The organism is uncultured Polaribacter sp., from assembly GCF_947497125.1.
In the GTDB taxonomy this organism is placed as follows: Bacteria; Bacteroidota; Bacteroidia; order Flavobacteriales; family Flavobacteriaceae; genus Polaribacter.
This window is the reverse complement of the sequence record NZ_CANMFI010000004.1, coordinates 153,790-168,980: the sequence shown is the minus strand read 5'-3', so window position 1 is coordinate 168,980 and position 15,191 is coordinate 153,790. Positions and strand designations below refer to the sequence as shown.

Annotated in this window: 10 protein-coding genes; 6 read left to right on the top strand and 4 right to left on the bottom strand. The window is 32.3% G+C overall.

Going from position 1 to position 15,191, the window contains the following annotated elements; all coding sequences use genetic code 11:
* Window positions 1-23: 23 nt before the first annotated feature.
* A complete protein-coding gene (locus Q0678_RS07755) occupies window positions 24-1,535 on the bottom strand; it encodes a hypothetical protein (protein ID WP_299056235.1) in 1,512 nt (503 codons plus the stop codon).
* A gap of 110 nt (window positions 1,536-1,645) precedes the next feature.
* A complete protein-coding gene (locus Q0678_RS07750; protein WP_299056233.1) occupies window positions 1,646-2,584 on the bottom strand; it encodes a glutaminyl-peptide cyclotransferase in 939 nt (312 codons plus the stop codon).
* Between the two features lie 366 nt (window positions 2,585-2,950).
* On the opposite strand from Q0678_RS07750, the gene Q0678_RS07745 reads away from it, so the two are divergent.
* Together Q0678_RS07745 and Q0678_RS07740 are read left to right on the top strand one after the other, a co-directional pair.
* Window positions 2,951-3,205, top strand: a complete 255-nt coding sequence (locus Q0678_RS07745; RefSeq protein ID WP_299056231.1) for a type B 50S ribosomal protein L31 — start codon at window positions 2,951-2,953, stop codon at window positions 3,203-3,205.
* 243 nt (window positions 3,206-3,448) lie between these two features.
* Entirely contained in the window at window positions 3,449-4,960 is a 1,512-nt protein-coding gene (locus tag Q0678_RS07740; RefSeq protein ID WP_299056228.1) for an FMN-binding glutamate synthase family protein, read from the top strand.
* A 75-nt stretch (window positions 4,961-5,035) separates the two neighbouring features.
* Here the strand turns inward: Q0678_RS07740 and gcvP are convergent, their stop codons facing one another.
* Complete coding sequence (gene gcvP, locus Q0678_RS07735; RefSeq protein ID WP_299056225.1) at window positions 5,036-7,873, bottom strand: aminomethyl-transferring glycine dehydrogenase; 2,838 nt, start codon at window positions 7,871-7,873, stop codon at window positions 5,036-5,038.
* A gap of 188 nt (window positions 7,874-8,061) precedes the next feature.
* Between gcvP and Q0678_RS07730 the strand changes: the two genes are divergently transcribed.
* Together Q0678_RS07730 and serA are read left to right on the top strand one after the other, a co-directional pair.
* Entirely contained in the window at window positions 8,062-8,880 is an 819-nt protein-coding gene (locus tag Q0678_RS07730) for a hypothetical protein (RefSeq protein WP_299056223.1), read from the top strand.
* 142 nt (window positions 8,881-9,022) lie between these two features.
* Window positions 9,023-10,915 (top strand): phosphoglycerate dehydrogenase, encoded by a 1,893-nt coding sequence (gene serA, locus Q0678_RS07725; RefSeq protein ID WP_299056220.1) that lies wholly within the window; start codon window positions 9,023-9,025, stop codon window positions 10,913-10,915.
* A gap of 137 nt (window positions 10,916-11,052) precedes the next feature.
* Here serA and Q0678_RS07720 read toward each other — a convergent pair whose 3' ends face one another.
* Window positions 11,053-12,240 (bottom strand): C40 family peptidase, encoded by a 1,188-nt coding sequence (locus Q0678_RS07720; protein WP_299056217.1) that lies wholly within the window; start codon window positions 12,238-12,240, stop codon window positions 11,053-11,055.
* 100 nt (window positions 12,241-12,340) lie between these two features.
* Here Q0678_RS07720 and kynU point away from each other — a divergent pair, with 100 nt between their 5' ends.
* Both kynU and Q0678_RS07710 read left to right on the top strand, forming a co-directional pair.
* A complete protein-coding gene (gene kynU / locus Q0678_RS07715; RefSeq protein ID WP_299056215.1) occupies window positions 12,341-13,606 on the top strand; it encodes a kynureninase in 1,266 nt (421 codons plus the stop codon).
* Between the two features lie 84 nt (window positions 13,607-13,690).
* Window positions 13,691-15,100, top strand: a complete 1,410-nt coding sequence (locus tag Q0678_RS07710) for an FAD-dependent monooxygenase (RefSeq protein ID WP_299056213.1) — start codon at window positions 13,691-13,693, stop codon at window positions 15,098-15,100.
* Window positions 15,101-15,191: the final 91 nt, after the last annotated feature.

The window sequence follows — 15,191 nt, the reverse complement described above, 5'->3', positions numbered from 1 at the left end:
TTTTTATTGATAAGCTTTGTGATTTAATCAAAAGTAATATGTTGATAGGCACCAATATCTGGATTTAAGCTTCTATCGACTCCTAAAATATCAGAAGAAAAAACAGTTGCTTTTGCTTTTTGTATGGCATCAGATTCTTGGCCAATAATAAAGTTATTGTTTTGTGTGTCTTTAAAATGAGGTTTCCCATTTAAAATATTATTTAGATAATAAGAATTGGTAAAATCTAATTCAGCAACATCTTTATAAGACTCATTAGTATCTGTAAATTTAATTAAAGAGTTATGAATGTTGTAGTTAAATATGTCTCCATTATCTACTTTGTCTAAAATAAATTCGATGTTGTTGTTCCCGTCAAAAATACAGTTGGTAAAGTTTGCAGCATATAGATTTCTAGTTTCAATAACCTCTTGTCCGTTTTCATTGTTATATGCTATAAAATTATTGACTAATACAGCAGGCAATTGGCGTAAGCTATTGCTCCAGTAATTAGCAAAAGTGGCATGTGTAAAATTATAAGTACCACCCATTGTTGCTGCTAATGAGGCTTGCCCAGCAGAGCCAATAACAACATTATTACCTTCAATATGGGTTTCTCTTGCTAGAATACCATAGTTCGAATGATTGCAAATTTCGGTATTTTGTAGTTTTAAGGTAGCAGAAGAGTTGCTGCCAATACTATCTATTAAAATACCAATAACTCCGTTTTTAATTTGTGCATGATTAATTTCATTTTCTAAACTTCCTGCGCGCATCCATATAGTACCCCATTGACCAGCAACTTTACTAAAACTATTTTCTAATCGATCTCCTTCAAAAATTACTTTTTCATTTAAGGTTCCGTTTACCTTTAAAGTGGCTTTATTGTCTATAATTAAACCAGAATTATTATGAAAATGGACTCTTGCGCCTGCCTCGATAGTAAGAGTTTTATTTGCAGGTACAGCAGCGTAGCCATAAATAACGGTTGGTTTGCTGTTTGTAAAAGTAAGTTCAGAGTCTTTTAAAAAACGACCTTTTATGTTTGTAGGTGTTCCGTTTAAAGAAAGGCTGTCTATTTCCATAGTAACAGCATTTCTGCCCGGGTAAATAAAGTTAGCATCTTTAACTAAAGTAACCAAATCTACATTTTGTTGGTTGTTTCCAGAATCAAATAAAATCTTGTCTGTATAAATAGGGTTTGTTTGTGTTGATACATCGATTGTGGTTTCAACAAAAATAAAAATACTGTCTTTTGCAAGAATATCAATATTTGTAAATTCTTTACCAGCTATGCCATCTACATTTAATCTGTAATTAGAGAGATTGCCGTTTTCTAATTTAATAGAAGGTATTGTAATTGCGTTGTTACGTTTGTTGTATACTTTTAAATTATAGGTTGCAGAGCCAATATTTGTAAAAATGGTGTCTAAAAAAACGGTGTCTTTAGAGAACTCTAAAGTTCCGGTATTTGGCAACGTATTAAAGTCTTTTCTTTCACAAGAATTTACAGAAATAAGTAGCACACAAATCAAAAATGTAATAAAGTAACGCATAGTTTTAATTTCTGTCTGCTCGAGCGCAGTCGAGCGGTTAGTTTAGGTCTCGACTGCGCTTAGTCAGCGAGTGTTATTAATCATACAAAAACAACTTCCTATAAAGAGAGTTATTGTTTTTTTATCAATTCAATTTCAAATAGTTTCCCCCAGTTTTTACCGGTTACAAAAAGTCTGTTGTTTTCTGCATCAAAGGCAATACCATTTAGTACTTCGTCTTGAGCGACTAATTTTTGGGTTTTTTCCATTTCTTTTTTCAAAGAATTTAAATCGGCAATACCCTCTACAATTCCTGTTTCTGGGTCAATTATAACAATGGCATTTTGCTGGTATTTATTGGCGTAAATTTTACCATGTATCAGTTCTAATTCATTTAAATCTTTAACGGCATATTTATTAGTGTATGCTTCAATCGATTTTTCTTCTTTTAAAGTAGCTGCGTTTAAAAACCAGATTTTATTTGTCCCGTCAGATTTTATTAGCATAGAGTCATTGTGTGTCAATCCCCAACCTTCTACACTATTATTGTAGGTAAACTCACTTTCTTGTTCAAAAGTGTCTAAATTGTATACAAAGCCTTTTTTACCTTGCCATGTTAGCCAGTAAATTTTATGGTTAAAAATAGTCATTCCTTCGCCAAAATACTCTTTACTTAAAGCAGTTTTTTGTAAGACTTTACCGGTTTTATAATCTACTTTTCTAAGTGTAGATTGCCCTCTTTGCCCTGTAGTTTCGTATAAGAAACCATTATAATACTCTAAACCTTGGGTGTAGGCATTTTTATCATGTGGGTATTCATTAATAATTTTATAGTTGTAAACTTCAGGTGGTTTATTTGCTAAAACTTCAAAAGAGTTGTTTATTTTTTTGGTCTTCTCTGGATAAAATACCAATGCAGAAATTTGATGCTTGCCGATTCCTATATTTTTTGTGTCTATGGTTGTAGAAGTCCCCTCTGAAACAATTTCTTTACCATTTATAAAAAATTGAACCTTATTTATTTTTTTATCTTCCTTTTCTTTTAAATTAATTTCAATTTTAGTGTTCAAGGCTACCTTTTTTTCGTGTTCTAAAGTAAATTTGTAAACATCAGAACAAGAGGTAAATATCAATAAAAACAAAAAAAATGAGAATAGGGTTAAGATGTGCTTCATTATTAAATTAAATTTCAAGGTTTTAAAACGTAAATATCTAAAAAATGTCACTAATAAAACAACTTTTAACGTTTAAAAGAAGCTTAAAGTTGTAGAAACTAATTTTCTTCTTAAATAAAAACAAAATAATTATTTGTAAATAGAAAAAATAGCTTAAATTTGCATCCTCAAAATAGTAAATAACAACTATTTAGAATTTAGAGTAAGCTTTACCAACTTAACTCAATAAAACATAACAATTAAGTATAAAAATATTATAAAATGAAAAAAGGAATTCATCCAGAAAATTACAGAATGGTAGCTTTTAAAGACATGTCTAACGAAGATGTATTTTTAACACGTTCTACTGTAGACACTAAAGAAACTTTAGAAGTTGATGGTGTAGAGTATCCTTTAGTAAAATTAGAGATTTCTAGAACTTCTCACCCATTTTACACTGGTAAATCTAAACTTATTGATGCTGCAGGTCGTATCGATAAATTTAAAACAAAATACGCAAAATTCAAAAAAGACTAATTCTTTTAGAATTTTAAACATATTAAAACCTCCAACATTTACTTGTTGGAGGTTTTTTGTTCTAAACAGGCTTTCATATTTTTCTGTTTGGGCGTTTCCAAGCAGAAAAAGCTTGGTCAGGCTTTTCGTTACAATCTTTTTGCAAAACAGCAAAAAGGATTTTCGCTACAATCCTTAACGCAACTATTTGCCAGCTTTTTTCTTTAGTTCAATAGAATCTCTTACTTTTAACAAAAAAAATAAATGAGAAATACCATTCTTTCTGTCTTACTATTAATAACCATTTTATTTGGTGTTTTAGTTTACTTTATACCTCAATTGGGTACTATTATATTACTTGCCATTTCTTCAATACTAACTATTATAGCCATTTTTGATAGCCTGCAAACAAAACATTCTTTGTTGCGATCTTTTCCTTTAGTAGCAAGATTGCGTTGGTTGTTTGAAGACGAGCGAGAAAAAATTCAGCAATATTTTATAGAAGATAATTTAAACGGAACACCAATTAATAGAGAAAAAAGAAGTCTAGTTTACCAAAGGTCTAAGTTGCAAAAAGAAACCATTCCTTTTGGTACACAACACAATGTATATGCCAAAGGGTATGAGTTTGTAAAACATTCACTGTTTCCAAAAGATCATCATCAAATAAAAGGAGAAAAAGTTGTTTTTGGCTCAGATAAATGTGCTCAAAAATACACTAGTTCTATCATTAATATTTCTGCCATGTCTTTTGGCTCGTTAAGTAAAAATGCCATAATGGCTTTAAATCAAGGAGCAAAAATGGATGGTTTTGCTCATAATACAGGTGAAGGCGGAATATCGCCATACCATTTACAAGGTGGCGATTTAATTTTTCAAGTAGGTACAGGGTATTTTGGTGCTGGTAAATCTGTAGATGGTAAACGTGTTTTTGACGACGCTATTTTTAAGCAAAATGCCATTAGACCCGAAGTAAAAATGATTGAAATTAAATTTTCGCAAGGTGCAAAACCGGGTCATGGTGGTATTTTGCCGGCCAAAAAAAACACACCAGAAATAGCGGCTATTCGTAAAGTTACAGTTGGTACTCAAGTAGATTCTCCGCCAAGTCATTCAGCTTTTTCTAATTATCAAGAAATGATCACCTTTATACAAAAAGTAAGAGATTTATCCGAAGGTAAACCTGTTGGTATAAAGTTATGTGTTGGTAATAATCAAGAAATAGAAGACATGATAAAAGCATTTGCAGAGGCTAATAATTATCCAGATTTTATTGCTGTAGATGGTGGAGAAGGAGGTACAGGAGCAGCACCTTTAGAATTTACAAACTATATAGGTACGCCATTAATAGACGGGTTGGTTTTTATAAATAAGCTATTGATGCAATATAAGTTAAAAGAGCAAGTAAAAATTATTGCTTCAGGTAAGGCAATAGACGCTTTTGATATTGTAAAATATTTAGCTTTAGGTGCAGATGCTATTGGTATGGCACGTAGTTTTATGTTAAGTTTGGGTTGTATACAAGCAAGAGAATGTAATTTAGACACCTGCCCAGTTGGGGTAGCAACACAAGATGAAGATTTAGTAGAAGCTTTAGTGGTAGAAAAGAAAAATGTACGTGTAAAAAATTACCACTCTAAAACTGTTGCAGCGGTTAAAGAAATGGTTGCTGCTATGGGCTTAGATTCTATTGCAACTCTAAAAGCAAACCAAATTTTTAGACGTAAAAAAGAAAATGAAGTAGTTAGTTTAGAAGAAGTTTATTATTCAAAATAATTTTAGTGCTATTTTAAAACAAAAAAACCGTTTCATTTTTATGAAACGGTTTCAGTAATTTGTAACACTATGTGTTTACATATAATCTTCAATAGGGTTGCAAGAACAAATTAAGTTTCTGTCACCATACGTATCATCTACTCTTCTTACTGTTGGCCAAAACTTATTGTCAGCAATGTATTCTAGAGGAAAAGCAGCTTGCTTTCTAGAATAAGGTAAATTCCACTCATCTGCAGTTAGCATTTCTTGTGTATGCGGTGCATTTTTTAGTGGATTGTTAGGGTTGTCTTTAGTCGCTTCTTTTATTTCTTTACGAATAGAAATCATAGCATCACAAAAACGATCTAATTCTGCCAAACTTTCAGATTCTGTAGGTTCGATCATCATAGTGCCACCAACCGGAAAAGAAACTGTAGGTGCATGAAATCCATAATCCATTAATCTTTTAGCGATATCAACCACTTCAATTCCGTTGTTTTTAAAATCTCTACAATCAATAATCATTTCATGCGCAGCTCTCCCTTTTTCACCTGTATATAAGGTTGGGTAATGTGCTTCTAATCTTTCTTTGATATAATTAGCGTTTAAAATTGCCATTTTGGTAGCATTTGTAAGGCCTTCTGCCCCAAGCATAGTAATATATCCGTAAGAAATAAGACACGCTAAAGCAGAGCCCCAAGGAGCAGCAGAAATTGCAGTAATTGCATTTTTACCACCAGTTTTTACAATTGGGTTGGTTGGTAAAAAAGGAACCAGTTGAGGTGCTACACAAATAGGACCAACACCTGGGCCACCACCGCCATGAGGAATTGCGAATGTTTTATGTAAATTTAAATGACAAACATCTGCACCAATGGTTGCTGGGTTTGTTAAACCAACTTGAGCATTCATATTCGCGCCATCCATATAAACTTGTCCGCCGTTATCGTGTATAATTTTAGTTATTTCTTTAATTTCACTTTCAAACACACCATGCGTAGATGGGTATGTTACCATCAAGGCCGCTAAATTTTCTGAATGTAAAATTACTTTTTCACGTAAGTCATCTACATCAATATTACCATTTTCGGCTGTTTTAGTAACCACTACTTTCATGCCCGCCATAACAGCAGATGCAGGATTGGTACCGTGTGCAGACGCAGGAATAATACAAATATTTCTATGCGCATCGTTTCTAGATAAATGATAAGCTCTAATTGTCATTAAACCAGCAAACTCTCCTTGAGCACCAGAATTTGGTTGTAAAGAAGTGCCTGCAAAACCTGTTACAATGTTTAACTGATGTTCTAATTTTCTTAAAACTTCATGATAACCTTCTGCTTGATTTAAAGGAACAAAAGGGTGAATATTACCCCATTGCGGATTGCTTAAAGGCAACATTTCTGAGGCTGCATTTAATTTCATGGTACAAGAACCTAAAGAAATCATCGAATGATTTAGGGCCAAATCTTTACGCTCTAATTTTTTAATATAACGCATCATGTCTGTTTCTGACTGATAGGTATTAAAAACATCGTTTTCTAAAAAGGAAGTATTTCTCTGGATATTTGTAGGAATTACATCTTTCGTATTGTTACTTTCTGTGTTTTTTAGATTGAAAGCAGTTGTAAAACAACTTATAATTTCTTCTAATTCATTGTTGCTTACAGTTTCATTTATAGAAATAGAAACATGTTGCTCATCTACATAATTAAAATTGATTTCTTTTTGTTCTGCAACGGTTTTTAATTCTTTAGCAGATACTTTTACTAAAAGAGTATCGAAAAACGAGGTGTTTTTTTGTTGAAATCCTAAATTTTCTAACGTGTTAGCTAGTTTCTTTGTGTTTTCATGTACTGTATTGGCAATGTATTTTAAACCTTCTTGTCCGTGATAAACCGCATACATACCCGCCATTACAGCTAGTAAAACTTGCGCAGTACAAATGTTAGAGGTAGCTCTTTCTCTTTTAATATGCTGTTCTCTGGTTTGTAACGCCATTCTTAAGGCGCGTTTACCATCCATGTCTTTGGTAACACCAATTATTCGCCCCGGAATACTTCTTTTGTACGCATCTTTAGTTGCAAAATATGCCGCATGTGGGCCACCGTATCCTAAAGGTATCCCAAATCTTTGAGTAGTACCAACCACAACAGAGGCACCAAATTCTCCTGGAGCTTTTAATTTTACAAGTGATAAAATATCTGCTGCAACTGCAACTTTAATGTCCTTGTCTGTAGCTTTTTTAACAAAAGACTCATAGTCATATAATTGACCATACTTCCCTGGGTATTGTAAAATAGCGCCAAAATAAGCATCATCAAAAGTAAAAGATTCGTGGTTGCCAATAACCAATTCAATACCAATCGGTGTTGCTCTTGTTTGCAATAAAGAAAGAGTTTGCGGTAAAATTTCATCAGAAACAAAAAATTTATTTGCACCTGCTTTCTTTTTAGAACGCTCTCTTACATCAAACAGTAAAGCCATTGCTTCTGCAGCAGCTGTAGCCTCGTCTAACAAAGAAGCGTTTGCCAACTCCATGCCAGTTAAATCGCAAATCATAGTTTGGTAATTTAACAACGCTTCTAATCTACCTTGAGCAATCTCTGCTTGGTAAGGTGTGTAGGCTGTATACCAGCCTGGGTTTTCTAAAATATTTCTTTGAATAACACTTGGTACAATAGCTTCATGATAGCCTAACCCAATATAGCTTTTAAAGACTTTATTTTTTTCTGCTAGTTTATTAATGTGTGCTAAATACTCATATTCGCTTTTTGCAGGTGCTAGATCTAATTCTTTTTTAAGTAGAATGTTATCTGGAACAGTTTGGTAGATTAATTCTGATAAACTGTCTGCTTTTATAGCAGTTAACATTTTTTCTTGTTCCTTTTGGCTAGGGCCAATGTGTCTATGTTGAAACGAATTTGTATTCATTAAAAAAAGTTTTGTTATGACGTATTTTTAAGTTTGTTTTGGTTGCGCTATTCGCAAAAAAATAGTGTTATTTTTTGCGTATCAAAAATAAGCAATAAAACAAATACAAAGTGACGAGAAAATCAATAAAAAAAAGTTAATTATTAACCAAAATAGTATGTTATAAACATATGCGTTATTTTTGTTGAATGATTTTTTTGAAAAAAATACTCAATTTTTATATCAATGCTAGTGTTCATGTAGCTTTTGCAGTTTTTGCGTTTGTAAGAATCACTGAACAATATTTAGAAATTTCTTACGATAAAAACCTAGATTATTTTATTTTTTTCGGCACCATAACCGGTTATAATTTTGTGAAATATGCAGGTGTTGCCAAATTGCATCACAAACGTCTGACAAGTAATTTAAAAATCATTCAAATTTTTTCATTCTTTTGCTTTTTAGCCATGTGTTATTTTGGTTTTTTAGTAAAATTTAAAACGGTGCTTTTTACCTTGCCTTTTGTAGTCTTAACAGTACTGTATGCAATTCCTTTTTTAAGTGGTTTTGCTAAAAATTTACGACAAATTAGCTATTTAAAAATTATAGTAGTTGCATTCGTTTGGGCAGGTTTTACAGTGGTAATTCCTTTTGTAAATGCTTCAGAAATATATAATTACAATGTATTTTTGTTGTCTGTACAACGATTTTTAATCGTACTAGTATTGATACTTCCTTTTGATATAAGAGACGTACAATATGATGCTATTTTTTTACAAACCATTCCAAAGAAAATAGGAGAAGCAAAGACAAAAAGACTCGGTTTAGGAATGCTAATATTTGCACTTTTATTAGAATATGCTCTTAATTTAGATGCGGTTTCTAAAAATGTATTCATGCTCTTCTTTTTTTTAGTTTTAATTTTCTTGATGCGTGCAAAAATCAATCAGTCTAAATACTATAGTTCTTTTTGGGTAGAGGCATTGCCTATAATTTGGTGGTTCGTTCTTTTAGGATTCCATAATTAAAGTTAGTTTTTTAAGTCTTTTTTATCAACTTAAAGTTATTTATTGTTAATTTTAAGAGATATCATAAAACTTAAAAATCTCTTTTTCATAACCTACTATATTTGTAGATTTACCAAACATAAATCCATCAAGATTTTTAAAAATGATTACCAATAAACGCAACTATATTTTCGATTTTGACAGTACTTTAACACGTGTTGAGGCACTAGATGTTTTGGCAGAAATTACTTTGCAAAACAATCCTAAAAAAGAAGCTATTATTCAAGAAATAATAGACATTACCAATTTAGGAATCGATGGCGAAATTTCATTTACAGAATCTTTAGAAAGAAGAATTAAGTTGCTAAAAGCAAACAAAGCAGATCTAGATGGGTTGGTAGATGCTTTAAAAAAGCAAGTATCTAAATCTATAGAAAGCAATAAAGATTTTTTCGAGAATTTTGCCGAAGATATCTACGTAATTTCATGTGGATTTAAAGAATTTATAGATCCTATTGTAAAAGAATACAACATTCCTACAGAAAGAGTGTTTGCAAATACTTTTACTTTTGCAGCAGATGGAGAAATTATTGGTTTTGATGCTCACAATCCGCTTTCGAAACACAACGGAAAAATTCAGTGTTTAAAAGACATGAATTTAGAGGGCGAAATACAAGTAATAGGAGACGGATACAGCGATTATGTTACCAGAGAAGCTGGTGTTGCAGATAAATTTTTTGCCTATACAGAAAACGTTTCTCGTCAAAAAACAACAGAAAACGCAGACCATATTACACCTAATTTAGACGAATTTTTATACATAAACGATTTGCCAAGAAATATAAGTTACCCAAAAAACAGAATTAAAATTTTATTACTAGAAAACGTACATCCAGATGCTTTTGCAAAGTTGTCTACAGATGGTTTTTCTGTAGAAACCGTTTCAAAAAGTTTGTCTGAAGATGAGCTGATTGCAAAAATAAAAGACGTACATGTTTTAGGAATTCGATCGAAAACAAATGTTACTAAAAAAGTAGTTGCCGCCGCAGAAAAATTAATGGTTGTAAGTGCTTTTTGTATTGGTACCAAACAAATAGATTTAGAAGCTTGTAAAGAGAATGGAGTAGTAGTGTTTAACGCACCTTACAGCAACACACGTTCTGTGGTAGAGTTGGCTATAGGAGAAATTATCATGCTAATGCGTTCTGTTTTTCAGCGAAGCACAGAAATTCATAACGGTCAATGGAATAAAACTGCAGACGGTTCTAGAGAAGTACGTGGTAAAAAATTAGGAATTGTTGGGTACGGAAACATTGGCTCTCAGCTTTCAATTTTAGCTGAAGCGTTGGGTATGGCCGTTTATTATTATGATGTAGAAGACAAATTGGCACTAGGAAACGCAACAAAAGTAGATACATTAGAGGCTTTATTGGCTATTTCTGATGTGGTTACTTTACATGTAGATGACCATTCAGCAAACAAAAACTTCTTCGGAGAAAAAGAAATCTCTCAGATGAAAGATGGTGCTCATTTAGTAAATTTAGCTAGAGGTTTTGTGGTAGATATTGCGGCTTTAGTTGCGGCTTTAAAAAGCGGAAAATTAGCAGGTGCAGCAGTAGATGTATATCCAGAAGAGCCAAGAAAAAATGGTGAATTTTATACCGAGCTTAAAGGTTTGCCAAATGTAATCTTAACTCCGCATGTTGGTGGTAGTACAGAAGAAGCGCAAAGAGATATTGCAGATTTTGTGCCTAGCAAAATTATGGCATACATCAATTCTGGGAACACGGTAGATGCCGTAAATTTCCCAAATATTCGATTGCCAAGACAAACCAATGCACACCGTTTTTTACACATCCATAAAAATGTGCCAGGTGTAATGGCAAAAATCAATAAAATATTGGCAAAATATGATCTAAATATCAACGGCCAATATTTATCCACAGATCCAAAAGTGGGTTATGTAATTACAGATTTAGACAAAGAATACAACAGAGAAGTATTAGAAAAATTAAGAAACGTAGAGGGTACAATTAAGTTTAGAGTATTGTATTAATTTCTATGCACACATACAGAAACACTCTTTTAGCAATTAAAAGAGTGTTTTTTTTTGAAGCTATTTCCAGCTTTCCATTCTATCTTTTTTTGAGAAAAACAAAAAAAGGATGCCATTTCAATCTGGGCTAAAAATAATTACAGTTTTAAGAAATCTTTTAAGTTAATTATATTTTTATCGCTAGCACCCAAATACCTTTTGCTTCCTAAATACCTGTCTTTATTAAACGCATCATAATTAGATTGTTTAGCATCCATAGAAGAAATGTGCACATTTCCAGAGGCATGAATAAACTCCATTTTATCATTACCAAGCCAAATACCAACATGCACAACACGTTGTTTTTTAGTTGCAGTTGCTCTGGTGCCAAAAAACAACAAATCGCCCTTTTCTAAATCCTTAAAAGAAAGGTTTACATCTACAGTTGTACCTGCATTAATTTGTTGAGAAGCATCTCTAGGAATTATAAAACCATTCATTAAATAGACCATTTTTGTAAATCCGCTACAATCAATTCCTTTAGAAGATGTGCCACCCCATAAATAAGGAAAACCATTAAATTTAGTTGCTATTGTCTCTATGTTTTCTGTTGTTTGCGTTAATTTTTGTAGCCAGTTTTTATAAATAGTAGCTTGGTTTTTTAAAATAAAACCACTTCTATTGTCTGGGTATGCTACTTGGTAAAAGGTAGCGTCTTCAGCTACATATTTTAGCAAACCACCTAGCGTAATGTCAGAAACAATAGGTCCATTTTTATTTTTATCAGCATAAACAACACCAGAAATTTCTGTAAAAATTATTTTTTTAGAAGCGTTCCAAGTATCAAATTCCTCTTTTTTCATGCGGATAATTCCGCCTTTGTCTACCCAAGAAATATAGTTGTCTGGGGTTTGAATTTGATAAAAATCGCCCTGCTTGTCCAATACTTTTAAAGACATACCAAGCAAGCCTTGCGTGCCTAATTCAGCAGCATGTTTTGGTTGAGATCGAATATTAATTACAGCGTTTTTAGCCACAGCATATATTTTATGACCAATTAGTGTGTCTGGTAATACGCGTACCTTATTTTTAAATTTTATTTTTTTACTATTAAGGCTGTCTAAAAGTGTTAAAAGAGCTATTTCTGAAGTTGTTTTTCCTTCTAAAATGAGCTGATTGTCAATTTCCTGAATATCAATCTCAAATAACGCGACTCTTTTGTCTGGTGCATAGGCTGTTTTAATATCAGCAGACAAGGCTTTTATTTCTGAAAGTGTTTCTGTATTGTTTTTACAAGACACTAAAAACACGAAAAGTAAAATAGCAAAAGGTGTTGTAAATTTCATTCTAAAAAGTATTTTCAGCTAAAGTACAAAAAATCAAAACTCAAAAAATTGAATTCTCAATAGGATTGTTTTATATTTGAATGAATTCAATTTTTATAGAATGCAATATCAAAATTCATTGGCATTTGCCAAGCAGTTAGATGACCAAGATCCGTTGTCTCATCTAAAAGCGAAATTTCATATTCCGAAAGATAAAAACGGGAATAATTGGTTGTATTTTACAGGGAATTCTTTAGGATTGCAACCAAAAGTGACTAAGAATTATATCAATCAAGAGTTAGACGATTGGGCAAAATTAGGAGTAGAAGGACATTTTGAAGCTAAAAATCCGTGGTTGAATTACCATGAATTACTTACTGATAAAATGGCAAAAATTGTGGGTGCAAAACCCATAGAAACTGTTGTAATGAATACCCTTACTACAAACTTACATTTGTTAATGGTCTCTTTTTATAGGCCAACAAAAACCAAATATAAGATTGTAATAGAGAGTGATGCTTTTCCTTCAGACAGATATGCAGTGCAATCGCAATTAAAGTTTCATGGTTTTTCTGAGGATGATCTTATAGAATGGAAACCAAGAAAGGGAGAAGAATTATTAAACATTGAAGACTTAGAAACTATTGTTGAAGAGCAAGGTGATGAAATTGCTTTGTTACTAATTGGCGGTGTAAATTATTATACAGGTCAGTTTTTAGATATAAAGCGAATTGCTACCATTGGTCATTCAAAAAATTGTGTTGTTGGAATAGATTTAGCACACGGAGCAGGTAATGTTCAGCCAAACCTTCACGATTCTAATGTAGATTTTGCTGCTTGGTGCACCTATAAGTATTTAAATGCAGGCCCAGGAAGTTTGGCAGGTGTTTTTGTGCATGAGCGTCATGCCAAAAATAAAGAATTGCCTCGTTTTGCTGGTTGGTGGAATCATAACAAAGCCACTCGTTTTAACATGAGACAACCTTTTGATGTGATGGAAGGAGCAGAAGGATGGCAATTAAGCAATCCGCCAATTTTATCTATGGCGGCTATAAAAGCCTCTTTAGATTTATTTGATGAAGTTGGAATGAATGCTTTGCGAGAAAAATCAGAGAAATTAACAGGTTATTTCGAGTATTTGATTCATGAAATTGGTTCTAAGGATATTCAAATTATTACTCCTAAAAACCCAAAAGAAAGAGGTTGTCAATTATCAATTCAAGTAAAAAACGCAGATAAAAATTTACATAAAAAGCTAACTGAAAAACATGTAATTACAGATTGGCGAGAGCCAGATGTTATTCGTTGTGCGCCAACGCCAATGTATACTTCTTTTGAAGATGTATATCAAATGGTGGCTATTTTAAAAGGATTGTTAGCTAAATAGAGGTTTCCTCGAGCTCAGTCGAGAGGTTTTAGTGTGTGTAATTTTTTAGTTCTTAATTGAATTATAAATAAGATTAAAAATAACATGAATAAAAAAGATAAAATTTTAATAATAGGCGCAGGTTTGTGTGGTTCTCTATTGGCTTTGCGTATGGCGCAAAGAGGTTATAAAGTTGAGGTGTATGAACGCAGACCCGATTTAAGAACAACAGATATTTCTGCAGGTAGGTCTATTAACTTAGCCTTGTCTGACCGTGGTTTAAAAGCCTTGCGTTTATGCGGTATGGAAGAAAAAGCAAGAGAAATTTGCATACCAATGATTGGTAGGTTAATGCACGATGCAAAAGGAAATACATTTACTTCTAATTATTCTGGTAGAAAAAATGAATTTATAAATTCTATTTCTAGAGGCGATTTAAATGCTATTTTACTTGATGAAGCCGAAAAACAAGAGAATGTAACCATTCATTTTAATAAAAAATGTTTGCATGTAGATATTGAAAATACCATTGCACATTTTAAAGATTACAACACCAAAGAAGAGTTTTCTGTAGATGCAACTGTTGTTTTTGGTGCAGATGGCGCAGGTTCTTCTCTAAGAAAAAGTTATGTTTCTGAACGTAAATTTTTGTTTAGCTACTCGCAAAACTATTTAAATCATGGGTATAAAGAGTTAGAAATACCTGCTGATAAAAATGGCAAACATCAGATAAGTAAACAACATTTGCATATTTGGCCTCGTGGCGATTTTATGTTAATTGCATTACCAAACATGGATGGTAGTTTTACGGTAACCTTATTTTTAAGTTATACTGAAGGTGAGTTTAATTTTGAAAATTTAACATCAGAAGCAAAAATAACAGCTTTTTTTGAGAAAGAATTTCCAGATGCATTGGCTTTGATACCGAATATTAAAGAAGAATTTATAAACAATCCAACAGGTCCTTTAGGAACCATTAAATGTGCTCCATGGAGTTATAAAAGCAATACCATGTTAATAGGAGATGCTGCACATGCAATTGTTCCTTTTTATGGCCAAGGAATGAATGCTTCTTTTGAAGATGTTTTTGTGTTTGATGAAATTTTGAATCAGGGTTTTGAAGATTGGCAATCGGTTTTTAAAGCTTTTGAAAAAGAACGTAAAAAAGACGTAGATGCTATTGCAGATTTGGCAATCGATAATTTTTATGAAATGCGAGATCATGTGGCAAATCCGCTTTTTAAAGAAAAAAGAAAAATAGAAATGGACTTAGAAAAAACATTTCCAGAACACTATGCTTCTAAATATTCTTTGGTTACGTTTAACGAAAATATTGGTTATAATGAAGCAATGAAAAAAGGTAGAGCACAAGACAAGGCATTGTTAAACTTAGTTTCTAACAACGAAGTGCATACACATTTAGAAATGACAAAAAAAGAATTAGCAGTTGTGCTAGAAAAAGTAATTGCAGAAACCAATGCAATTTTAAAAGAAGACAGCATTGCCGGAATGTAGCTTTTAAGTGATTTGATTTACTTATTCATTGTCATTTCTAACCTAGTTTGTTGTAGTTAAAGAAAAAGTAAATTTAAACGTCACCTCGAGC